The organism is Planococcus sp. 1R117A, from assembly GCF_051417975.1.
GTDB lineage: Bacteria > Bacillota > Bacilli > Bacillales_A > Planococcaceae > Planococcus > Planococcus shenhongbingii.
Window position 1 is genome coordinate 16,925 of sequence record NZ_JBPRLO010000011.1, and the last position, 22,952, is coordinate 39,876.

20 protein-coding genes are annotated in these 22,952 nt (G+C 44.6%); 1 reads left to right on the forward strand and 19 read right to left on the reverse strand.

The features are described 5' to 3' along the window. Window positions 1–4: 4 nt before the first annotated feature. Both ACSFXN_RS19175 and ACSFXN_RS19180 read right to left on the reverse strand, forming a co-directional pair. Window positions 5–1,033: a cytochrome d ubiquinol oxidase subunit II gene (locus ACSFXN_RS19175; protein ID WP_437151817.1), complete on the reverse strand. Its 1,029-nt coding sequence runs from the start codon at window positions 1,031–1,033 to the stop codon at window positions 5–7. Next, window positions 1,030–2,379 (reverse strand): cytochrome ubiquinol oxidase subunit I, encoded by a 1,350-nt coding sequence (locus ACSFXN_RS19180; RefSeq protein ID WP_300991857.1) that lies wholly within the window; start codon window positions 2,377–2,379, stop codon window positions 1,030–1,032. Before ACSFXN_RS19180 ends, ACSFXN_RS19175 begins: the two co-directional genes overlap by 4 nt. A gap of 211 nt (window positions 2,380–2,590) precedes the next feature. Here ACSFXN_RS19180 and ACSFXN_RS19185 point away from each other — a divergent pair, with 211 nt between their 5' ends. Then, window positions 2,591–3,022: an NUDIX hydrolase gene (locus ACSFXN_RS19185; RefSeq protein ID WP_437151818.1), complete on the forward strand. Its 432-nt coding sequence runs from the start codon at window positions 2,591–2,593 to the stop codon at window positions 3,020–3,022. Window positions 3,023–3,168: 146 nt separating this feature from the next. On the opposite strand, the gene ACSFXN_RS19190 is transcribed toward ACSFXN_RS19185, so the two are convergent. From ACSFXN_RS19190 to purM, 17 genes are all read right to left on the reverse strand, one after another. Continuing rightward, window positions 3,169–3,816 (reverse strand): metallophosphoesterase, encoded by a 648-nt coding sequence (locus ACSFXN_RS19190; protein ID WP_437151819.1) that lies wholly within the window; start codon window positions 3,814–3,816, stop codon window positions 3,169–3,171. Window positions 3,817–3,907: 91 nt separating this feature from the next. Then, window positions 3,908–4,819: a diacylglycerol kinase gene (locus ACSFXN_RS19195; RefSeq protein ID WP_437151820.1), complete on the reverse strand. Its 912-nt coding sequence runs from the start codon at window positions 4,817–4,819 to the stop codon at window positions 3,908–3,910. Window positions 4,820–4,921: 102 nt separating this feature from the next. Continuing rightward, window positions 4,922–5,482 (reverse strand): thioredoxin family protein, encoded by a 561-nt coding sequence (locus ACSFXN_RS19200; RefSeq protein WP_437151821.1) that lies wholly within the window; start codon window positions 5,480–5,482, stop codon window positions 4,922–4,924. A gap of 223 nt (window positions 5,483–5,705) precedes the next feature. Beyond that, on the reverse strand, window positions 5,706–7,136 hold the full coding sequence (gene gatB, locus ACSFXN_RS19205) for an Asp-tRNA(Asn)/Glu-tRNA(Gln) amidotransferase subunit GatB (protein WP_300991852.1): 1,431 nt from the start codon (window positions 7,134–7,136) through the stop codon (window positions 5,706–5,708). Further along, window positions 7,133–8,602: an Asp-tRNA(Asn)/Glu-tRNA(Gln) amidotransferase subunit GatA gene (gene gatA / locus ACSFXN_RS19210; RefSeq protein WP_437151822.1), complete on the reverse strand. Its 1,470-nt coding sequence runs from the start codon at window positions 8,600–8,602 to the stop codon at window positions 7,133–7,135. The genes gatB and gatA overlap by 4 nt, the downstream gene beginning before the upstream one ends. An 18-nt stretch (window positions 8,603–8,620) precedes the next feature. Beyond that, the gene (gene gatC, locus ACSFXN_RS19215; protein ID WP_437151823.1) at window positions 8,621–8,911 is read right to left on the reverse strand and encodes an Asp-tRNA(Asn)/Glu-tRNA(Gln) amidotransferase subunit GatC; all 291 of its coding nucleotides are present in this window, start codon (window positions 8,909–8,911) and stop codon (window positions 8,621–8,623) included. A gap of 101 nt (window positions 8,912–9,012) precedes the next feature. Next, window positions 9,013–10,143 carry a CamS family sex pheromone protein gene (locus ACSFXN_RS19220; protein ID WP_437151824.1) on the reverse strand — a complete coding sequence of 377 codons (1,131 nt, stop codon included), beginning with the start codon at window positions 10,141–10,143 and terminating at the stop codon, window positions 9,013–9,015. A gap of 12 nt (window positions 10,144–10,155) precedes the next feature. After that, window positions 10,156–12,162, reverse strand: a complete 2,007-nt coding sequence (ligA, locus tag ACSFXN_RS19225) for an NAD-dependent DNA ligase LigA (protein WP_437151825.1) — start codon at window positions 12,160–12,162, stop codon at window positions 10,156–10,158. A 15-nt stretch (window positions 12,163–12,177) separates the two neighbouring features. Then, complete coding sequence (gene pcrA / locus ACSFXN_RS19230) at window positions 12,178–14,391, reverse strand: DNA helicase PcrA (protein ID WP_437151826.1); 2,214 nt, start codon at window positions 14,389–14,391, stop codon at window positions 12,178–12,180. Between the two features lie 31 nt (window positions 14,392–14,422). Beyond that, window positions 14,423–15,124 carry a heptaprenylglyceryl phosphate synthase gene (locus ACSFXN_RS19235; protein ID WP_437151827.1) on the reverse strand — a complete coding sequence of 234 codons (702 nt, stop codon included), beginning with the start codon at window positions 15,122–15,124 and terminating at the stop codon, window positions 14,423–14,425. 178 nt (window positions 15,125–15,302) lie between these two features. Then, the gene (locus ACSFXN_RS19240) at window positions 15,303–15,623 is read right to left on the reverse strand and encodes a YerC/YecD family TrpR-related protein (RefSeq protein WP_300991841.1); all 321 of its coding nucleotides are present in this window, start codon (window positions 15,621–15,623) and stop codon (window positions 15,303–15,305) included. A gap of 186 nt (window positions 15,624–15,809) precedes the next feature. Further along, window positions 15,810–17,540, reverse strand: a complete 1,731-nt coding sequence (locus ACSFXN_RS19245; RefSeq protein WP_437151828.1) for an adenine deaminase C-terminal domain-containing protein — start codon at window positions 17,538–17,540, stop codon at window positions 15,810–15,812. Window positions 17,541–17,682: 142 nt separating this feature from the next. Continuing rightward, window positions 17,683–18,273 (reverse strand): GNAT family N-acetyltransferase, encoded by a 591-nt coding sequence (locus ACSFXN_RS19250; protein WP_437151829.1) that lies wholly within the window; start codon window positions 18,271–18,273, stop codon window positions 17,683–17,685. Between the two features lie 216 nt (window positions 18,274–18,489). Then, window positions 18,490–19,740: a phosphoribosylamine--glycine ligase gene (gene purD / locus ACSFXN_RS19255; RefSeq protein ID WP_437151830.1), complete on the reverse strand. Its 1,251-nt coding sequence runs from the start codon at window positions 19,738–19,740 to the stop codon at window positions 18,490–18,492. A gap of 15 nt (window positions 19,741–19,755) precedes the next feature. Then, window positions 19,756–21,291, reverse strand: a complete 1,536-nt coding sequence (purH, locus tag ACSFXN_RS19260; RefSeq protein WP_437151831.1) for a bifunctional phosphoribosylaminoimidazolecarboxamide formyltransferase/IMP cyclohydrolase — start codon at window positions 21,289–21,291, stop codon at window positions 19,756–19,758. A gap of 33 nt (window positions 21,292–21,324) precedes the next feature. Further along, entirely contained in the window at window positions 21,325–21,897 is a 573-nt protein-coding gene (purN, locus tag ACSFXN_RS19265) for a phosphoribosylglycinamide formyltransferase (RefSeq protein WP_437151832.1), read from the reverse strand. Next, on the reverse strand, window positions 21,887–22,948 hold the full coding sequence (gene purM, locus ACSFXN_RS19270) for a phosphoribosylformylglycinamidine cyclo-ligase (protein ID WP_437151833.1): 1,062 nt from the start codon (window positions 22,946–22,948) through the stop codon (window positions 21,887–21,889). The genes purN and purM overlap by 11 nt, the downstream gene beginning before the upstream one ends. Between the last annotated feature and the right edge of the window lie 4 nt (window positions 22,949–22,952).

Sequence of the window (22,952 nt, forward strand, 5' to 3'; positions counted from 1 at the left end):
CTCCTTACGCGTGATAATCCGATTTCCCTTTAACGTAATCTTTATCAAACAAGAACAGGCGGAACAGCAAGTAAAGCGAAGGCAATAATAAGCCAAGCCCTGCTATGAATGCTACGATCAGCGCAATCGCCATCGATTCATTCGTGAAACTGTCGTAGATCGTCAAATATGGATACAGCAAATACGGGAAATGCGAGATGCCGTATGCGAAAAACGCAGTGAAGAATTGACCCACCAAGAGGATGAACGCCCAGCCGTAATTCCGGCGTTTCCAGATCAAGTATACGGTTCCCAGGAACAACAGGAACGATATGCCGAATGCCCACCATAAATCAAGAAGGGCTTCGAAATGCCCTGTATTGTGGCTGCGCAACTCGAAAATAATGCCTGTTGCTGTAATGATCGCCGGTCCTGCCCAGATGAGCGCATATTTTCGCATCAAATCTGTTGCTTTGGCGTCGCCTGCTTTATCCGCATACCAAGTAAGGAAAACAGCCGAAATGTAAAGGACTGCTGCCAAACTTAATACTACGATACTCCAGGTCAACGGGCTTGAGAACAATGCCCAGTAATCAAGATATGGCGTGTCGCCATTCATTTTGATAAAGCCGCCTTGCGACATGGCGAATACCGGCGACAGAGATGCTGGAAGCAGCAGCCCGGACAATCCATACATATAGATATAACCTCTATGATTGATTTTTGCCCCATATGTTGCAAAGGCGTAATAAGAGCCGCGAATGGCCAGCAATACGAGCGCTATGCTCGCTGGCACCAGCAATGCTGTGCCGTAATAAAAGGCTGTCTGCGGAAAGAATCCGACGATGCCGACAAAGAAGAAAACAAAAAAGACATTTGTGACTTCCCATACCGGCGACAGATAGCGCTGGATAATATTCGTTAAAATATGCTGTTTGTTGGTAAAAGCGCTGTAGGCATTGAAGAATCCGGCACCGAAATCAATCGATGCCACAATGACATACAAGAACAAGAATAGCCATAAAACCGATATTCCGATGATTTCAAGTGTCATCCTTGTTCACCGCCTTTTTGTTGCGCTTCTCGGTCAGCTAGTTCTTTTTCGACCGGATTGCGTTTATACATCCGTGACAGGACCACGATAGTCCCGACTCCAAGAATAAAGTACAGTCCTGCGAACAAGATAATCATCAAGTCGACTTGACCACTCGTTGTCGCGGCATCAGCGGTTTTCATATAGCCCCGCAAAATCCACGGTTGGCGTCCGACTTCTGTAAACCACCAGCCGGCTTCGATTGCAATAAGTGCCAGCGGTCCACCAGCCACGATCAGCCAACGGAACCATTTCGCTTTGATAAACGACCAGCCGCGCCATGCAGCCACGACATAAACAAAGGAGAAGAACGCCAGCCACATGCCAATTGTTACCATAATATCAAAGAGATAATGGATCCACAGCGGCGGAATTTCATCTTTTGGAAATTCTTCCAGTCCAATAACTTCTGCGTTAGGCAGACTGTGAGCAAGAATACTTAAGGCATATGGAACTCTTATTTCGTATTTCACATCTTCCCCATCCAAAATGCCGAACAGGATAAGGTCTGCCCCTTCTTCCGTTTCAAAATGCCATTCTGCAGCCGCCAATTTTTCCGGCTGGTATTCAGCTAAGTATTTACCAGAGAAATCTCCGATAAGCGCTGTCGCGATGGAAAATACTAATCCTAACTTCATGGTTAAGAATAGCGCTTTTTTGTGGTAAATATGATTTGACCCGCGAATCATTCGGAAAGCGGCGATAGACGCCAGTAAAAATGCCGAAGTCATAAAGGCCGTTGACATAACATGCGCTACTTTTGTCGGCATTGCCGGACTTAGCATCGCAAGCAATGGACTAACATTGACCAATTCACCATTCAATACTTCAAAACCTTGCGGTGAGTTCATAAAAGCATTCACAATAGTGATGAACACCGAAGATGCAGCCGCTCCGAGAGCTACCGGAATCAGCAGCAAGAAGTGTTTGCGCTGATCTTCAAACCGGTCCCATGTGTATAAATAAATTCCAAGGAAAATTGCTTCAAAGAAAAACGCGAAAACTTCCATAAATAACGGCAATGCAATGACATTACCGGCCATTTGCATGAAATTCGGCCATAATAACGACAATTGCAGACCGATAGCTGTACCGGTTACTACACCGACTGCAACCGTAATGACAAAACCTCGTGCCCAGCGTCTGGCCAAAAGAATATAATGATCGTCTTTTTTCTTAATCCCGACCCATTGGGCAATCATGATCATCAGCGGAACACCAACGCCAATTGTCGCATAAATAATATGGAATGAAAGCGTCATTAAAGTCAAAATTCGGCTTAATAACGCCGTATCTTCAAATCCCATTTTTTTTCTCCTTTCAAAATCGCATTAATTCTTATACTCAACTCTACACACCTATTGTACCTTATCACTCTTTTTTTTTAAGTTTTTAACCACTGTAAAACCCCAACAAATACGCAGCTTTGAATAACTTGTGACAGCAAAAGTTTCAATGTTTGAAATATTTCTAAAAGTTTAGTATTCTATTTGGAACACAAACAAAGGATGATGCAGCATGAAAACAAGACGGAAAGTATTCGCTTATATTACTAGAGGCGCGGAAGACCAACGGGAATTGCTGGTCTTTGAACATAAAGGAGAACCAGAAGCAGGACTGCAAGTGCCTGGGGGAACAATCGAAGAAGGGGAAATGCTGATTGATGCCCTTTACCGGGAAGTACATGAAGAAACAGGCTTGCCGCGTGTGGTTCTGGAATTTGTAGGCAAGGTCCATAAATACAATTACTACCCCGAACATCAAGATAAAGTATATGAACGGAATATCTTTCATTTTGAATATACGGGGGAACCTGTAGAATCCTGGGAACATACTATCGTCAGCGATGGCCAAGACAATGGCCGGACCTTCCTATTCCACTGGGAACCGGTAAATAACTGCCCGAAACTAGCAGCAGACCAAGATGCTGCACTTGAACTTATGGAATAGTCAAAACTAGAATGCATTAAACGCTAAAAAAACACATGGCTGGAAATCCATGTGTTTCCTTGCAGACACTCGAATATTCCGAGCTTGTCTGCATTTTTTGTGCATCAGATAGTAAAGGTGCTGCTTAAAGAACTCCTGTCGTTCCCTTAAATATCTCTGGCATCTGTTTCTTCTTTTAAAAATTCAATGATTTCTCCATTCGGTTTAACTTTCACTCCGGTCAAATATCGGGCATAAACTGCGCCTGTATCAATATTCCAGGCGTGGCTCTTGGCGTCATACAGCGGTTTTTCGCGTGGCGTATGACCAATGATCTGCAGCTTTCCGATGTTTTTCAAAGGGCTGCGGTTCCAGAGAATGCCGTACATATCATCTTCTATATAAGGGTTTTCTGCTTGCACGGATATTCCGGCATGGCTGATGAACAAATGCTCGGTTTCAAAGAATAGTGGCAATCGGCTCAGCCATTCCATATCGGACTTGAAATTCCTATCTGAGTTTTTATATTGGGCAAGCGTGTCTGCACCGCCCTGCCATAGCCAATTCGGATTGGGCCCGCGGAAAACATGTTCCTGCATCTCAAGCTCATGATTGCCTTTCAAGAAATTGGCCTGCTCTGGCAATTCTCCGCTTAACTGTCTGGCCAGCCCGACCATTTGAGGTGAATTCTTTCCTCTGTCTATTAAATCTCCTACTTGCACCATTACCTCATTTTCTTTATCCCAATAGCGGTTAATCATATTGCTGAACGTGTAATAGCAGCCATGCACATCGCCAATCACAAAATAGTTCATCTGCTAGCCCCCCTTTGATAAAGTAAAGGTAAAGATGACAAAAGACCAAACCGCAACCCGATCTGGTCTTTTCGTTTATACAAATTTACTCTTATTTCCGGTCTCTTTCAACAATTGAAGAAAGCGGAACTAAAACTTCGATATGGCGGCCTAGGTTTTCAAACTTTGCAGGCAATAAGCCTCCAAATTCGCCATCGAGGTTTAACAGCACCCGTTCATCAGAAGAAACAGAGATCTTGCTGGCTTTTGCATAAATTACATTTGGATCTGATAAATGTTCTCCACGCAGCGCCAAGGAAGCTACGCGAATAAACTCTGCCATGTTCAATTCTTTCAAAATCAGCAACGTGAATTTTCCGTCATTGATGCTGGCATCAGGAGCCAATTTTTCAAAACCGCCAACGGAATTTGTCAATCCAATTAAAAACATCATTGCCTTGTCATCAAAAACTTGGCCATCATATTCGATTCGGACGTTTGAAGCACGGATAGACGGCAGCATCTCGATGCCTTTTAAGTAATAAGCCAGCTGGCCAAGCACTGTCTTCAGTTTGCTGGGGACTTCATATGTCAATTCGGTCAGTCTGCCGCCTCCGGCTATATTGATAAAATAACGTTCATTCATCAGGCCGACATCAACCGGTATAGAATCGCCTTGAATGATGATATCAACAGCTTTATTGATGTCCCGAGGGATGTGAACGGCACGGGCAAAATCATTTGTCGTCCCCATAGGAATCAAACCGATTTTCGGCCGGTCTTCAAATTGGGAGACTCCTGCAACCACTTCGTTCAATGTCCCGTCTCCGCCAACAGCCACAATCAAGTCGAATTTTCTATTTACTGCAAGGGATGCTGCTACTGTGGCGTCGCCTTCACCAGTGGTGGCATGGCAGGATGTTTCATATCCTGCTTTCTCCATTTTTTCAAGCACTTCCGGTAAATGCTTGCGGAACAATTCGCGTCCGGAAGTCGGATTGTAAATGATTCGTGCTCGTTTCATACCATATTCAGCCTTTCTCAACGTTCTATAGAATAAGACTCTTTTAACCGGGCAGAAGTTGCTTTCAAGAAAAAAGCCGACATATTGCCGGCCTTCCACTTCTTACTTCAGTACTTCAATAAAAGTCTTGCGCAAGTCTTCATAGACTGCCTGCCAAAAATCACTGTTCCATGTAAAGCCATCTGAAATTTCACCGATGACCGTTTTCAAATGCAAGTCATGCTGAGGGTCATCTTTTTCAGGAAGTATGGACCTTTTTTCAGTTACGAATTCCTGGACTTTCGGTGCGCGCGGCCCCCAGTCTCCCAGTACTTCGCCTTCTTTGGAAAGAATGATGTATTTCGGGATGGAACGGCCTCCATTCGTCAAATACTGGTCCATCAATTCTAGATTTTGATCGCGGTATACACATCGCACTTGTACTCCTGCCGCTTCCGCCATCTTGCGTAAAATGGCATTATTCATCATCGCATCTCCGCACCAGTCTTCTGTAATGACCAATACATGGGGCTGTTTTTCTTTTAATAGATGGATAAACTCCGGATCTTCCGGCAGTTCGAATTTTTCATAGATTGAATAGGATTTTTCCTGATTTGACTCCATTTGAGCCATATAGCTATCCAAAGTGATAGCATTTTCAAAATACTGCTGTTCCGTTGACATAGTAAGATCACTTCTCCTTTATCCTGCTTTCATACCCAGTAGATTACCCTTCTTCCGGGCAGCGAAAACTCAAATGAGTCAACTTCACACGGTTCAGTGGTTCAGGTGAAGTTTCTCTTTATCCTAGTTTACTTGTAGTCAGTGGAAGCTTCAACCTATTTAGTCTTTAGCCCGTTAATATGGAGACATTAAAAAGATGGCCCTAGAAGGGCCATCTTTTATATTACCGTTTTGCAATTTCTTCAAGCAAGATTTTATTGAGCAATGGCGGATTCGCCTGCCCTTTCGTTGCTTTCATGATTTGCCCTACTAAGAATCCGATTGCGCGATCTTTACCGTTTTTAAAGTCTTCAATCGATTGAGGATTATTATCCAATGAGTTTGTCACCAGCTCACGCAAAGTGCCTTCGTCTGAAATTTGGACAAGGCCTTTCGCTTTGACGATGTCATTGGCATCTCCGCCTTTTTCAATCAATTCTTTAAAGACTTTTTTGGCGATTTTAGATGAAATGGTGCCATCTGAAATCAGCTTGATCATGCCAGCCAATCCTTCTGGAGACAATTTTGTATCACTCAACTCTTTTTGTTCGGCATTCAGGTAAGCAGATACTTCACCCATCAGCCAGTTCGAAGCGAGTTTCGCATCTGCTCCGGCAGCTACAGTCGCTTCAAAGAAATCCGAAATCGGCTTCGCTAAAGTCAAAACCATGGCATCGTATTCAGACATGCCAAGTTCAGAAACATAGCGTGCTTTACGGGCATCCGGAAGTTCCGGAATTTCGGCACGTACGCGTTCAAGCCAAGCATCGTCGATAATGATATCCACAAGGTCGGGTTCCGGGAAGTAACGGTAATCGTCTGATCCTTCTTTGACACGCATCAGGATTGTTTTTCCGGTTGATTCATCATAGCGGCGCGTTTCCTGTCCGATGATGCCGCCTGACAACAAAACTTGTTCTTGGCGGATTTGTTCGTGCTCAATCCCTCGACGGACAAAGTTGAATGAGTTCAAGTTCTTCAATTCCGTTTTGGTGCCGAATTGCTCTTGTCCATAAGGACGCAACGAAATATTCGCATCACAGCGAAGTGATCCTTCTTCCATGCGAACATCGGAAACGCCTGTGTACTGGATAATCGCTTTGACTTTTTCCAAGAATGCATAAGCTTCTTCCGGTGTACGCATATCCGGTTCTGAAACGATTTCGATCAGCGGTGTGCCTTGTCGGTTTAAATCGACCAACGAATGGCCATTCCCTGTATGAGTCAGTTTCCCAGCATCTTCTTCCATATGGAGGCGCGTGATGCCGATGCGTTTTTTCTCGCCTTTGACTTCGATTTCAACCCATCCATGTTCACCGATTGGCTCATCAAACTGAGAAATTTGATAGGCTTTCGGATTATCTGGGTAAAAATAGTTTTTACGGTCGAATTTCGTGTGGCGGTTGATTTGGCAGTTTAATGCCAAAGCGGCTTTCATTGCCCAATCCACTGCCCGTTTGTTTACTACAGGCAATACGCCGGGATAGGCCAGGTCAATGACATTCGTGTTGGTGTTCGGTTCTGCACCGAAATGGGCCGGTGCTGGTGAGAACATTTTAGATTCTGTTTTTAGCTCGACGTGTACTTCGAGGCCGATTATTGTTTCAAAATTCATTGTGCAGCTCCCTCCCAAACTTGAGGAGTTTTTTTATGGAAATCGGTTGCTTGTTCAAAAACACCCGCAACGCGGTAAACTGTTTCTTCATCAAAATATTTTCCAATAATTTGCAAACCAAGCGGCAATCCATTTTCAAATCCGCAAGGGATTGAAATTGCAGGAACGCCTGCCAAGTTAACAGGTATCGTCAAAATATCGTTCGCATACATTGTCAGTGGGTCATCAATTTTCTCACCGATTTTGAAAGCTGGTGTTGGAGTCGTTGGCCCAATGATAACGTCGTATTTTTCAAACGCTTTATCGAAATCCTGTTTGATCAGCGTGCGCACTTTTTGTGCTTTTTTGTAATAGGCATCGTAATAGCCGGAGCTGAGTGCATAGGTCCCAAGCATAATGCGGCGTTTCACTTCATCGCCAAACCCTTCTGATCGGGTATTCATATAGAACTCAAGCAAATTGCCCGCTTTTTCTGTACGGTAACCGTAACGGATGCCGTCAAAGCGTGACAGGTTGGAAGAAGCTTCTGAAGAAGCGATCAAGTAATACGTAGCAAGTGCATATTTAGAATGCGGCAAAGAAATCTCTTCCCAAGTCGCGCCTTTTTCTTCAAGTACTTTCAATGCGTCGCGAACTGCCTGTTTTGCAGCTTCTCCCACGCCTTCTGCGAAGTATTCTTTTGGCACGCCAATGCGAAGGCCTTTGATATCGCCTGTCAATGCAGCAGCAAAATCAGGCACTTCAACGTTTGCAGAAGTTGAATCTTTTTCATCATGTCCTGCAATCGTGTTCAAAAGCAAAGCGTTGTCTTTAACTGTCCGTGTGATAGGCCCAACTTGGTCTAATGATGAAGCATAAGCGATCAAACCGAAACGGGAAACCCGTCCGTATGTTGGCTTCATGCCCACCACTCCGCAAAATGCAGCTGGTTGGCGAATCGATCCGCCAGTATCTGATCCAAGCGTAAACGGTACTTCTCCTGCTGCTACAGCAGCCGCTGAACCACCTGAAGATCCGCCTGGGACTGTTTCAAGGTTCCATGGGTTTTTCGTGTTTTTGTAATAGGAATTCTCGTTTGAAGATCCCATCGCAAATTCGTCCATGTTCAACTTGCCGACGATAACCATTCCTGCAGCTTTTACTTTTTCGACAACGGTTGCGTTGTATATAGGATTGAAGCCTGTGAGGATACGGCTCGAAGCCGTTGTTTCAATGCCTTCAGTCACGATATTGTCTTTAATGCCGATAGGCAACCCAAAAAGCGGACCGCGTTCAGCAATTGGCGTTTCTTCCAATTGTGCCGCTTGTTCCATTGCGCCTTCTTTATCAAGTGCTAGAAAAGCGTCAACTTTCGAATCCAATTCTTCGATACGGTCAAATGCTTTTTTCGCCATTTCGGCAATGGTCACTTCTTTTGTATGTATCAATTCCTGCAGTTCAGCTGCAGTCTTATCTGCTAATGACATCTTTTTCCCTCCTTGTGATCAATCTAAGATAGTTGGAACTTTAATCTGTCCAGCTTCGTGCTCTTTAACGTTTTTCAAAACCAATTCCCGGTCTAATCCAGGTTCTGCTTTATCTTTGCGCAGGACGTTAACCATTTCTAGCACATGTGTTGTCGGCTCGACATTTTCCGTGTCCAATTCGTTCAGCAATTCCATTGCATTCGTAATTGCTTCCAATTGATCCGCAAAATGCACCGCTTCTTCATCAGTAATAGCTAATCGTGCCAAATGTGCCACTTCAATTACTTCGTCTTTTGTTATTTTCGCCATATTTCTACACCTCCGGATTCAGTAAACATACGCTATATCATACCATTTTTCTAAAAAAATGAATAGGGACAGCCGTCTGGCTATCCCCATTCTTGAACAAATTAATCATAAATATGAACATTTGGTTCCTTTTGATCAGCTTTTCTTAAAATAAGAGCTTCAGGTCCATTTGTCGAAGAGACATTAACTTCCACTTCGATGTTTTCAGGGAAATGCTCGAGGACAAGACCCGTCAAATATTGGCTAAAGCCAATCAATTCAGCTGCTCCATAAAATTGTACTGGAATATCAATTTGCATTTTCCGCAATTGGTTTTCTTGATAAAAACCGGTTCCAATAACACTGGTGAAATTTGAAAAATATTCTTCTACATCCATTTTAAAATTTCGGAACGTTGTATCGACTTCACGGTATTTTTCTTCAGAGCCTGACGTCGGAAAAATTACATACTCCTCATTGATAGCCTTCCAATTGGCGACTGCATTTTGCCCTCCAGGAGCTACTCCGTAAGAGAAATACGTACCAGGTGCGATAGCACCGCGGCTATTCTGCTTGTAAAGACCTACCGTAATCGGAATTTTTGCCATTCCTTCTTTTTCACGAAGACGCTTAACGATTTCATTAGCCAGGCGGATTCCTTCTTTTTCGATTTGCACTTGAGGAATCGCTTCTTCATAGGGAATATCATTGATTGAATTGTAATAGGTGGAATTCAAAGCCAGGCCGACAGAAACTCCGCCTAGCCGAATCGTCTCTTCATTGGTTTTCACCAAGTAATTCTGTTCGACTATATGGGCAAGAATTTCTACCGGCGGACGATCTCCCGCTTTTTTCTGGGCTTCAGTACGCGGATCGGCAGGATTCAGCCCTAAAGGATTGTCTTCGCTTTTTCGGCTGAGCCAAGCAGTAGCGTCTTCATCCGTTATTTTTTGGCCTTCCTGGAAATAATAATCATCCGGAGAAAACTGATGCTGCGACAAACGCAGAAGCCCGTTTTCAGCTTCTTTGATGTCATAATGTGAATTTAACCGGTTGACAATTTTTCCTCGGGTAGCACTTTGTTTATAAGGAAGCAAGGTCCGGTAATACCGGTCATCAAGTTGAATGCTTGGGATGATTGCCGTCTCCGCTTCTTCTTCTTCCGTCTTAAGCACTTCTGTGTCATCCGATACAGAAGGCACACATCCCGCCAGCAACAATATGCCAACCGGGATCCACCATATGCGTTTCATCTATAGATCTCCTCATTTGCTCAATTCTTCAATGAGACGTTCTTCGTTCCAAACGTCCACCTTGAGTTCCATCGCTTTCACTAGTTTCGAGCCCGCTTCTTCGCCCGCAATGACCAAGTCTGTCTTTTTGCTGACGCTGCCGGATACTTTGCCGCCAAGCGCTTCAATTTGTGCTTGGGCTTCCCCCCGCGTCAGTTTTTCGAGTTTTCCGGTCAAAACGATTTTTTTGCCGGCAAAGGCATTTGCTCCCTCTTCAACACGGATGCGTGAACCGGTGTATATTAAATTGACGTTTGTTTCTGCCAAACGTTTCATCAATTGTTGAACTTCTTCCGTCTCAAAATAGGAAACGACTGAATCCGCCATTTTCTCGCCAATTTCGTGGATTCCGACTAACTCTTCAAAAGTGGCAGCCATCAACTTTTCCACGGAACCGAAATGCTCGGATAAAATGCGTGCTCCTCTTTCTCCAACATGGCGGATTCCAAGGCCGAACAGCAGCCGCTCCATTGAATTGCTGCGTGAGGCATCGATTGCTGCAATCAAGTTAGAGGCAGATTTTTCTCCCATTCGTTCAAGATTCAATAACTGTTCTTTCGTTAATTTATAAATATCCGAAATGTCGGCAATCAATCCTTCACGATATAGCTGTTCGATCACTTTTTCGCCAAGCCCATCGATATTCATGGCATTGCGCGATACAAAGTGGATCAGCCCTTCCGTAATCTGCGCCGGACATTGCGGATTGACGCAGCGCAATGCCACTTCCCCTTCAATACGGATCAATTCACTGCCGCATGCCGGACAGTTTTCCGGCATTTCAAACGGAAGTTCACTTCCTGTACGCTGCTCAATAAGTGCAGAAACCACTTCTGGAATGATGTCGCCTGCTTTTCGGATAATGACTTTATCACCGATACGGATATCTTTTTCTCGGATCAAATCCTCATTATGCAAGGAAGCACGCTGGACAGTCGTGCCCGCTACCGATACCGGTTCAAGAATTGCTGTCGGTGTAACTACGCCAGTTCGGCCGACACTGAGTTCAATATCCCGTACCGTAGTCATCACTTCTTCTGCCGGAAACTTGTAGGCCGTTGCCCATTTCGGGCTTTTTGCTGTAAAGCCCAGTTCCTGCTGTTGAAGGTAGCGGTTTACTTTGATGACAATGCCGTCAATTTCATAGGATAGATTTGAACGCTGCTCGGTCCATTTTTCAATATACGCCAGCACTTCTTCTACACTTTTACACACTTGGCGTTCGTTATTCGTTTTAAAACCAAGTGCTTCGATGAATTGAAGCGTTTCTTCATGTTCACTTAAGCCATGCGACTCGGCGTCACCGCCAATGCCGTAAATAAAAACATCCAAATTCCGGCTTGCTGTAATTTTAGGATCCAGCTGGCGCAATGAGCCGGCCGCAGCATTTCTTGGATTAGCGAATAATTCCTCGCCCCGTTCGCCTCGCTCGGCATTCAAATTATGAAACGATTTTTTCGGCATGAATACTTCTCCGCGCACTTCCAATGAAACAGATTTCCGAAGTTTCAACGGGATCGTCCGAACGGTACGCAAGTTAACGGTAATGTCTTCTCCAACCCGGCCATCCCCGCGAGTCGCTCCACGGACAAATTGGCCGTTTTCATATATCAGGGACACAGCGAGCCCGTCTATCTTAAGCTCACAGACGTATTCAATATTGTCGCCGGCACCGTTTCGAACGCGCTTATCAAATTCCCTTATGTCATCTTCATTAAAAACGTTCGACAAACTGAGCATCGGCAATGTATGCGTCACTTTATCAAAGTTCGTAATGGGCGTGCCCCCAACCCGTTGAGTAGGAGAATCGGGAAAAATCAAATCGGGATACAAGGTCTCGAGGTCAATTAATTCGTTCAGCAATTGATCGTAGACAGAGTCAGGAACTGCCGGCTTGTCCAGCACATAATAAGCATGGCCATATCCCCGAAGTAGTTCATTTAATTCATTAACGCGTTGCTCTGCTTGTATGCGGTCCATTTGGTTTCCTCCCGATTATTCTTTTTCGATTGGCGCAAATTTTGCCAACAGCCGTTTGATGCCAACTGGGCTTGGGAAAGCAATATCAAGTTCTGTTTGTTCGCCGTCACCTTTAACACTGACTACAGTGCCAGTTCCCCATTTTTTATGTTTCGCCCGGTCGCCCGGCTTCCATCCAAGTTTGTCGCCGCCAGAAGATTGATAAGCAGGTCGGCTGACCGCTGCCCGTTTCTGAACTTGCTTATAGCTTGTTGCTCCACCAGCTCGGTGAACCGGTGTTGTCTGTTCAATCAGTTCTTCCGAAATTTCATTGATGAAACGGGAAGGCATATTGTAATTGCTCTTTCCAAACAAAGTACGGGAAGATGCATGCGTCAAATACAAGCGCTGTTCTGCCCGAGTGATGCCGACATAAGCCAAACGGCGTTCTTCTTCCAATTCATCATCATCGTTGTTGGAACGGGAATGCGGGAAAACATTTTCCTCAAGTCCAATGATAAAGACCACAGGGAATTCAAGCCCTTTTGCAGCATGCATCGTCATTAAAATGATAGGGCCATCTGCATCTTCTTCATCATCGACTGCATCTATGTCAGAAATCAAAGCTAAATCCGTCAAGAAAGCTACCAGTGACTTATCATCACTTTGCTTTTCAAATGCCTGGGTAACTGACAAGAATTCGTTCAAGTTTTCCAAACGGCTTTCGCCTTCAATTGTTTTGTCGATTTGCAGCATATGCTTGTAGCCTGATTTCTTCAAGACTTCCTCAACCAGCTCTGTTACCGATAGATATTCCTGCATCTGCGTAAAACCGTCAATCATCGTGCGGAACTCGAGAGCTGTCTGCGCCGTTTTCGGCGTCAGCCCCATGAAATCGACTTCCTGCAAGGCATCCATAATGGTCCGGTCCTGTTCAATCGCAAAACGGGCCATGCGCTCAAACGAAGTGGCGCCAATGCCGCGTTTCGGTTCATTGATGACACGGGCCAGCGACAAATCGTCATCGTTATTGGCAATCAACCGCAAATAAGCAAGCAGGTCCTTGATCTCTTTTCGGTCATAGAACTTGGTCCCGCCCACAATCGTATACGGCATATTCGATTTGACAAACATTTCCTCTAATACCCGCGACTGGGCATTCGTCCGGTAAAGAATCGCGAAATCCGACGTTTTATAGCCTTCTTCCTGCATCAATTTCTGGATCGTCTGCACGACATATTGTGCTTCTTGGCGTTCATCTCCAGCTTTATGCAAAGTGATGGCCGGGCCATCCGCATTATCAGTGCGCAATTCTTTCGGATAGCGGCTGGTGTTTTTCTTGATAACATCATTTGCAGCCTGCAGAATCCGTTTTGTCGAACGGTAATTCTGCTCCAGCATAATGACTTTGGCGTTCGGATAATCTTTTTCAAACGATAGGATATTTGTGATATCCGCGCCGCGCCAGCGGTAAATCGACTGGTCCGAATCTCCGACGACGCAAATGTTTTTAAATTTGCTCGCAAGCTTTTGGACAAGTTGGTACTGTGCATTATTTGTATCCTGATATTCATCTACATGGATGTAGTGGAATTTGTTTTGGTAATATTCCAGCACTTCAGGCACTGTATTGAATAAAATCAATGTTGTCATAATCAAATCATCAAAATCGAGAGATTGATTTTTTTTCAGCCGTTTCTCGTATGCAGCGTAAACATCTGCCACTGTTTTTTCATATGGATTATGTGGATTCATATTCGCTGCGAACTCTGTTGCGCTGATGCACTCGTTCTTCGATGAAGAAATAGCATTCAGCATGGTCCGCGGTTCATACTTTTTCGGATCCAAATCAAGCTGTTTCAAGACATTTTTAATAACGGTCAGCTGGTCTGTTGTATCCAGAATCGAAAAATTCTTTGAAAAGCCCAGCCGGTCAATGTCACGGCGCAAAATACGGACGCACATCGAGTGGAACGTCGATACCCACATGCGTTCCCCTGTGCCATGCCCAAGTAATCCGTCAATCCGGTTGCGCATTTCACGCGCTGCTTTATTCGTAAACGTAATAGCCAAAATATTAGAAGGATAAACTTCTTTTTCCAGCACTAAATAAGCGATTCGATGTGTCAGCACACGTGTTTTGCCTGAGCCGGCACCTGCCATGATCAATAGCGGACCGTCAGTCGCCTTCACTGCTTGTTCTTGCTCGGGATTCATCCCTTTTAGTAAATTCTTTGTTATCATTTCCATTGTGCACCACCTCGAACATCTGTTCTTTTCATTATAGCGATTCGTTAGTCATTTCCGCAACCGCCTGGACGGTCGAAATCGCTTTTTCCATATCTTCATATATAATATTGCCAATCACTACTGTATCGGCAATTCCGGCCATTTCTTTTGCTTTTTCTGCTGAATCGATTCCCCCGCCGTAAAATAACCGGGTATGATCAAGAACTTCTCTTATTTTACTGACCCATGCGGCATCTCCATATGTTCCGCTGTATTCCATATAAAAAATCGGCAAACGGAAAAAATGTTCAGCCATTCTTGCATATGCCACCACGTCTTCCAATGACAATGCCGTATTGGCACCGGTCAGTTCTGCCGCTTTGCAATCGGGATTTAAAATACAATAACCTTCCGGAATCAGTTCTTCCCAGTCCATTATATCTCCATACTCACGGATTGCTTCATGGTGAAGTCCTTTAATCCATAATGGATTGTCGCTGTTCAGCACGGTTGGAATGAAATAATAATCAAACCCCGGCGTAACCGATTCTACCGTGGATACTTCCAGCACCACCGGTACAGTGTAGCGGCGCACCCGCGCCATCAAATCAAGGACATTGTCGAGTGTGACATTATCGCTCCCGCCAATCAAGATGGCATCGGTCCCAGATTCGCAAATTCGTTCCAACTGTTCATCTGTAATGGGTTTTGCCGGATCCAATTTAAACACATGTCGCCATGTTTGAAAGTCCACAATCATCCACCTAACCTTGGTTCTTTTTTCATCAATTCATTATAACAAAAAAATGAGGCTAACCAATAAGTCTAGTTCACGACTTATTGGTTAGCCCTCTTTTTTAAAATCAACGTGGAGTACTAGCTCTGCTGCTGTCCAGGAGTTGGCCCAAAGTAATCTGTGCCAACTCTTTTATTCATTCTTTTGGCAGTTGAAACGGTTTTTCGTCAGGATACAGCCTGCCCAGCATTTCATCATAGCCATCGTTGCCGTAATGTAAGCAGCGACGCACTCGGGAAATGGTAGCTGTACTCGCACCAGTTTCATTTTTTATTTTTTCATATGTTTTTTTCATTCTCAGCATATGGGCTACTTCCAAACGCTGGGACAGCGACTGGATTTCACTGATGGTGCAAAGATCATCAAAAAAACGATAAGCTTCTTCTTTGTCTTTCAACGCCAATATCGCTTCGATTAATTGGTCTGTTTGAGGACCTCGGATTTTATCTACCTGCATGCAGCTTCACCGTCCTTTCCTTTTGTTCCTCTTTACTAAGCTATGTCTTTCTATGTAAAAGGCATGAAGAAGCTTGCTTCTCCATGCCTTATAAGACAATAAATTTAGAAGCCTGTTCCATTAGTTTAGCACTTTCAGCAAAGAGACAGAAATAATACGGCTATCCATAAGCTGAAACGGCTTGCCTTAGCGCATAAATGCTGGGAACAGGATTTTTTTATTCATTACATCGTATATTCCTTTTTGAGTAATTCGTACATATGGAAGATGGGTCGCCTGTAAAAAGAGCAATGTGTAAACCGCATCTCCATGTTTATACCCCCGTGCCGCCAACGCTTCTTTTAATGCCGCTTCCTGAAGAATCAACTGCTCCATCGGCAAATCCGACATGCCTCCGCCGATTGGCAGCGGCAGCGTGCAAACGTTTGTGCCATCTTCCATCAAGACGATGCCGCCTTTGATGCGTTTCAGTTCTTCAAAAGCGGCCCACATATCTCTACGGTTTTTGCCGATTAAAATGACATCGCCCGTATTTGTATAAGAAGAAGCAAATCCGCTGACGCCCGATGCAAAACCTTTGATCAACGTATTTACCCGCCATTTGCCATGTTTATCAATTAGCATCAGGAAACTTTCTTCATGATCTTTCGATAAATTGCCATCATGGGTATCAACACTGACCGAATATGGTTTGGTAATAACATCATTGACCATTTCCAGTCCGAAAGGCATCGAGAATTGGAAGTCGTCTTCGGTCAATTCAAACTCCATATTGAGTTCAGGCATTACCGACCAGTCGATATCCGGAAGCGTATACACTTTTTCTCCGTCTCTTTTCAACCAAACACCTTTTGATATTACTCCGGAAGGGACGGGATTTGTAATCTCGTCCAATATATTCAAGTTGGCTATCCTGCCCGTTGCGATTAATCCATGAAGATTCGTAACGTTGTAATAACGGGCAACGTTATAAGAGGCCATCATATAAGCGTCGATCGGCGGTACCCCCGCCTCCAGCGCAATCTTGATGCATAAGTCCATAACACCATCCTTATGGAACCCAGGAGTTGAACCATCAGTGGTCATCATCAATTTATCAAACACATTCAACTCACGTTCAACAATTCCCTTTAGCAAGTCCGGTAAATCAGGACGGATGGATGAATGCCGGAGCGTTACGCCATAGCCGTGCAGCAAGCGCATTTCCACTTCCTCGACGGTCATGGCTTCGTGATCGCCATCGGCTCCAAGCAATCTCATGCGTGCCAAAGTCTTTTCGGATGCGCCAGGAAAATGGCCTTCGATTTTCTTCAGGCCCAATTTCGCTTTTTGAATCCAGTACAGCATCTGGTCATCGCCCGCCATCAGTTTTGGCCAGCCTGTCAATTCCCCACCGAGCAGCACATCCGGGCGGTCCAGCCATTCGCCAACCGCTTTGGAAGTGAATAAACCGTCCTCATCACTCAACTCTGTCTGTGAGTCAAAACGGGTCCACCAATAAAAATTAAAAGGCAGTTCTGCCAGTTTATCCAGCAATGAAAACGCTTTCTTGTTTTCCAATGCTAAAAACAAAGTCAGATTATCGGATAAGAACGTGGTCGTTCCGCCTTGAGCTGCATAATCAGCAAAGGTTTGCGGATTGTAAAGTTGATAAGGATGGACATGCGGTTCTATGTATCCCGGAACGATGAATTTACCTTCCATATCCGCTACTTCAGTGGCAGCGCCAATTTTCGGCAGCTCTTGTCCAGCGTATACAATGCGGTCTCCCTTGATCCAAATATTACCTGTTACCCATTTTTTAAAGATTCCATGTAAATAAGTGGCATTCGTCAGAACAAGATCCGGCGATGCTTCTTTTGTAATAATCTTCATTTGTTCTCTGATTTCTGTATTTCTCCATATCGGGTTTACCATGTGCCGGCACCTTCTCTCTCTATTTCTCTACTTAATATCGTAGCATAACATTGTATGAAAATACAGAGAGGACTTCCAAATATAAGAACATTCAGATTAAATTCAGACACAAAAAGTCCACGCTTGCCGCGTGGACTTTATTTTAATTTGAAATTGTATTCGTGAAAGGTTCCAATACATCTTCTTTGCTGTCTTCTTCAAAAGTCAAAACCTTTGAAACTGAATCATAGGATTCCCCGTAAAAATGAACGTCTTTATACGTATGAATGTCTTTATACATTTTCTTCATCGCTTCAAAAATTTCTTCTTCAGTTTCCCCGTTTGGAACCCAATACAAGATCTCCATCGAGTTTTCTTCGCCAGTTGCAAGTGACCGGCGGCAATAGCCGATTGATGAGGCATGCTCGAATCCTTCACGAGCATAGAAGCGGAGGCGTTTTTCAGTATCTGTATCTTCATAATTTACCGGTTCCACTTCAAGGATAATCGGCTTGTTTTTGTCTTTCAGCATTTGCAGTGACTTTTTGCCAAGACCCATTCCCCGCGATTCTTTTGAAACAAATAAATAATCAACAAAAGAAAAGTTGTCAAACTCTGCGTACATCAATACATGGTATGGACCTTCGTCTTTATGATAAACATTGCCTTTTTCTTTCAGCAAAGTATCCATATGTTCTTTTGATTTCATTTCTTCTACCGGGAAATACTGATTTAATTTTTCGTACCAATTCATTAAAGGTGCCCCTTTCGTTTTTGCAAAGCTTTTTTGTATGGCTACTGAAGTTTGCGGTTATACCGTTCTGGAGTGTACATAGAGGTGTAATCGACGGGTATTTGAAACCTTCAACTTGAATCATATACCCCTTTATCTTAGGGAGAAAACAAAAAATGGCGTATTTCTTTCGAAATCAACGCCATTTCCTATTTTTTTATTATAACATAGAGAAAATTATTTTGCACGCCATCCGATATCAGAACGGAAGAAGAAACCGGTCCATTTAAGTTTGCCCAGTTGTTCATACACTTGCCGCTGCGCGTCTTCAAGATTCTCACCGGCTGCTGAAACTAACAGGACACGCCCGCCGTTTCCAGCATATCCTTTATCAGCTTGCTTCGTTCCAGCATGAGTGACTTCAACATTTTTTAGCTTGCTAAGGTCCGGCAAGGTTTGCCCTTTTACGACAGCTTCCGGATATCCTTCTGCTGCCACGACCACGCCCAGTACAGCTTGGTCATCCCATTCAAGATCAAACGGTTTATTTTTTAGCAGGCTATCGATAAAAGCACCGAAATCAGATTTCATGCGCGGCAAGACAACTTGTGTTTCAGGATCGCCAAAACGTGCATTAAACTCAATCACTTTCGGGCCGGTGCTTGTTAAAATGACACCCGCATACAAAATGCCATTAAAAGGCGTTCCTTCTGCTGCCATTCCCTCAACTGCGGGAACGACGATTTTCGTAAAAGTCTCCTCTACAGCTGAAGCGGGGATTTGAGGGACTGGTGAATACGCACCCATTCCCCCGGTATTGGGCCCTCGGTCTCCGTCATACGCACGCTTATGGTCTTGCGAAACGGCCATTGGATAAATCTGTCCATCTTGAACAAATGACATATATGAAAATTCTTCGCCTTCCAAAAACTCTTCAATGACAACCCGTGAACCGGAATCTCCAAATTTTTGGTCTTCCAGCATGTCATGGACCGCTGAGATTGCTTCTTCTTCGGTCATCGCTACGACCACTCCTTTGCCCGCGGCCAAACCATCCGCTTTAATGACAATAGGAGCCCCATGCTTACGAATAAAATCAGTCGCTGGTTTTGTTTCGGTAAACGTCTCATATGCTGCTGTCGGAATGCTATACTTTTCCATCAATTCCTTAGCAAAAGCTTTGCTGCCTTCAATTTGGGCTGCCGCTTTCGAAGGTCCGAAAATCCGCAGTCCACGTTCTTCAAAAAAGTCGACAATTCCGGCAGCGAGTGGCTGCTCAGGACCAACAAATGTAAAATCAATACGCTGTTGTTTGGCAAAATCTACAAGCGCCTGGAAATTCATTTCATCGATTGCTGTGATTTCAGCATCATCTGCCATTCCATCGTTGCCTGGAGCTGCATAAACCTTTTCAATCGAAGCTGAACGTGCAAATTGGCGTACGATAGCATGTTCTCTTCCGCCTCTTCCAATGACCATTACTTTCATCAAATTGCACCTCACTTAGTGTTTGAAATGGCGAACGCCTGTGAAGACCATAGCAATACCATGTGCATTGGCCATATCGATTGAATCCTGGTCTTTTTTCGAACCGCCCGGCTGGATAATCGCTTTGATTCCGGCTTTTGCAGCGGCTTCAACCGTATCAGACATCGGGAAAAATGCATCAGAAGCCATGATTGCTCCTTTGGCACGATCGCCAGCTTGTTCCAAAGCGATTTTTGCAGAACCCACGCGGTTCATCTGGCCAGCGCCAATTCCTAATGTCATATCCGAGTCACAAACAACGATGGCATTGGATTTCACATGTTTTACAACGCTCCACCCAAGTTTCAAGGCTTCAAGTTCTGCTTCAGTTGGTTGGCGGTCGGTTGGCACTTGAATTTCTGCATCTTTATAACCGAAAGTGTCAGGCTGCTGCACAAGCAATCCGCCTTCTACAGAGACTGTATTCCATTTATCTTGTTTCGTACCATCGAAAGGAATCGTCAATAAGCGGATATTTTTCTTCTGCGTCAATATTTCCAGCGCTTCTTTTGAGAACGCTGGCGCAATAATAATTTCAAGGAAGATGCCGGCTAATTGAGTTGCCGTTTCAGCATCCACTTCCCGGTTCAAAGCAATAATACCGCCAAAAATCGAAGTAGAGTCAGCTTCATAAGCTTTAGCAAATGCACCGGAGATAGTTTCTCCTGTTCCAACCCCACAAGGGTTCATATGCTTCACCGCAACAGCAGCAGGCATTTTGAATTCTTTGATGATCTGAAGAGCAGCATTGGCATCTTGGATGTTGTTATAAGACAATTCCTTGCCATGTACTTGTTTTGTATTGGCAATCGAGAAATCCGATCCAAGAGGGCTGCGGTAGAATGCGGCTTTCTGATGCGGGTTCTCGCCATATCGGAGCGGCTGTTCCAGTTCATATGTAAGGGTAAGCCCTTCCGGATATTCTTCGCCAGTCAATTCTGTCAGGTAATTTGAGATATAAGAATCGTACGCTGCGGTATGGCGGAAAACTTTCGCTGCCAAACGGCGTCTTGTTTCTGGAGTAGTAGAGCTTTGAGCACGCAATTCACTGATCACAACCGCGTAGTCCTTGGAGTCGACAATAACCGTCACATATGCATGGTTTTTCGCAGCAGAGCGGAGCATTGTCGGACCGCCGATATCAATGTTTTCAATGGCATCATCCACTGTGACATCCGGTTTAATAATCGTTTCGCGGAATGGGTATAGGTTTACACAGACAACCTCAATCGGAGCAATGCCGTTTTCCGCCATTTCAGTTTGATGCTGGCTGTCATCATGTTTAGCAAGAAGTCCGCCGTGGATTAAAGGATGAAGAGTTTTCACACGTCCGCCCAGAATTTCCGGGAATTTTGTTACTTCATCAACAGCCGTTATGTTAACGCCGTTTTCTTCCAAAAAACGTTTAGTACCGCCTGTCGACAAAATTTCATAGCCCATTTTGTCCAATTCCTGTGCGAATTCCAAAATTCCTGATTTGTCCGATACGCTAAGTAATGCTCTTTTTTTCACTTGGAGTCCTCCTAAAAAGTAAAACCGGTAACATTACCGGTTGAATAATTGCTGTAAAGTTGACGGATATAACCGGTGTTCAATCGCATGTATTTCTTTTTCAACGGCTTCTTGATTGCGACCATTTATGGAAAAGGTTTGTTGGGCGATAATTTTCCCGGTATCCATTCCGGCATCCACAAAATGCACCGTGACGCCTGCTGTGTTAGCACCGGAAGCCATCGTTTGGCCAATCGCATCTTTTCCGGGGAAAGCCGGCAAAGCAGATGGATGGATATTGATAATCCGGTTTTCATAGGCTTCAAGAAGCACTGGACCAATCAACCGCATATAGCCGGCCAGAATAATCCATTCCACTCCATGGCTTTTCAACTTCTCTTTCAGCATCTTTTCATATGTTTGTTTAGAATCGTATTCAGTTGGAATAAAAGCAAAAGAAGCGATTCCCGCTTTCTTCGCGCGTTCCACTACAAAAGCTTTCGGACGGTCTGTCACTACAAGCAGCAATTCAGCCTCCAGCTCACCTGTTTGAATCGCATCGGCAATCGCTTGAAAATTAGAGCCGTTTCCAGAAGCGAAAACGGCAATTTTTGGTTTATTGTTCATCGAGCGTTCCGTCCTGTTCACCTTTGAATTGCACGCCGGATTTGCCAGAAACTTGGCCAATTACATAAGCCTGTTCACCGCTTGCCTCTGCAGATGTTAAAACCTGTTCAGCATCCTTTGGCGCTACGGCAAGCACAAAGCCGATCCCCGCATTGAAAACTGAGAAGATATCGCGGTCTGTCAACGAACCTTTTTCCTGAAGCATTTCAAAGATACGCAATACAGGCCAGCTGCCAAGTTCAACTTCAGCGCCTAGTCCTTCCGGCATCATGCGGGGCAAGTTCTCGATAAATCCACCGCCGGTCACATGAGCCATTCCATGGATTTCAGTATCTTTAGCAATCGCTGCCACCGTCTTGGCGTAAATTTTTGTCGGCGTCAGCAATTCATTGCCAATCGGCCCGAGGTCTTCGAATCCTTCTACGAGTTGATCCAGCTGGTAATGGTGCTGATCGAAAACAATGTTGCGGACAAGAGAATAGCCATTGGAATGGATTCCGCTTGAAGCAAGCCCAATCAAAACATCCCCCGCTTGAATCTTTTCGCCGGTGACAATCTTGGATTTTTCTGCCGCACCCACTGCAAATCCTGCAATATCGTATTCTTCTTCATCATAAAGTCCAGGCATTTCTGCTGTTTCCCCGCCGATCAAAGCTGCGCCGGCTTGAACGCAGCCGTCCGCCACGCCTTTAACAATCTGTTCGATTTTTTCCGGCACTGCTTTGCCGACTGCAATATAGTCGAGGAAAAACAGCGGTTCTGCACCTTGTGCCACTATGTCATTCACACACATAGCCACACAGTCGATGCCAATTGTATCGTGGCGATCCGCCATAAATGCCAATTTCAGTTTCGTGCCTACACCATCAGTTCCAGAAACAAGAACCGGTTCTTTTAAATTCAGCTCGGATAAATCGAACATGCCGCCGAAGCCGCCGAATGCGCCCAGCATCCCTTTGCGCGCAGTCCGTTCCACATGAGATTTCATGCGATTTACCGCTTCATAGCCTGCTTCGATATTTACGCCTGCTTTTTCATATGCTTTTGACACACCG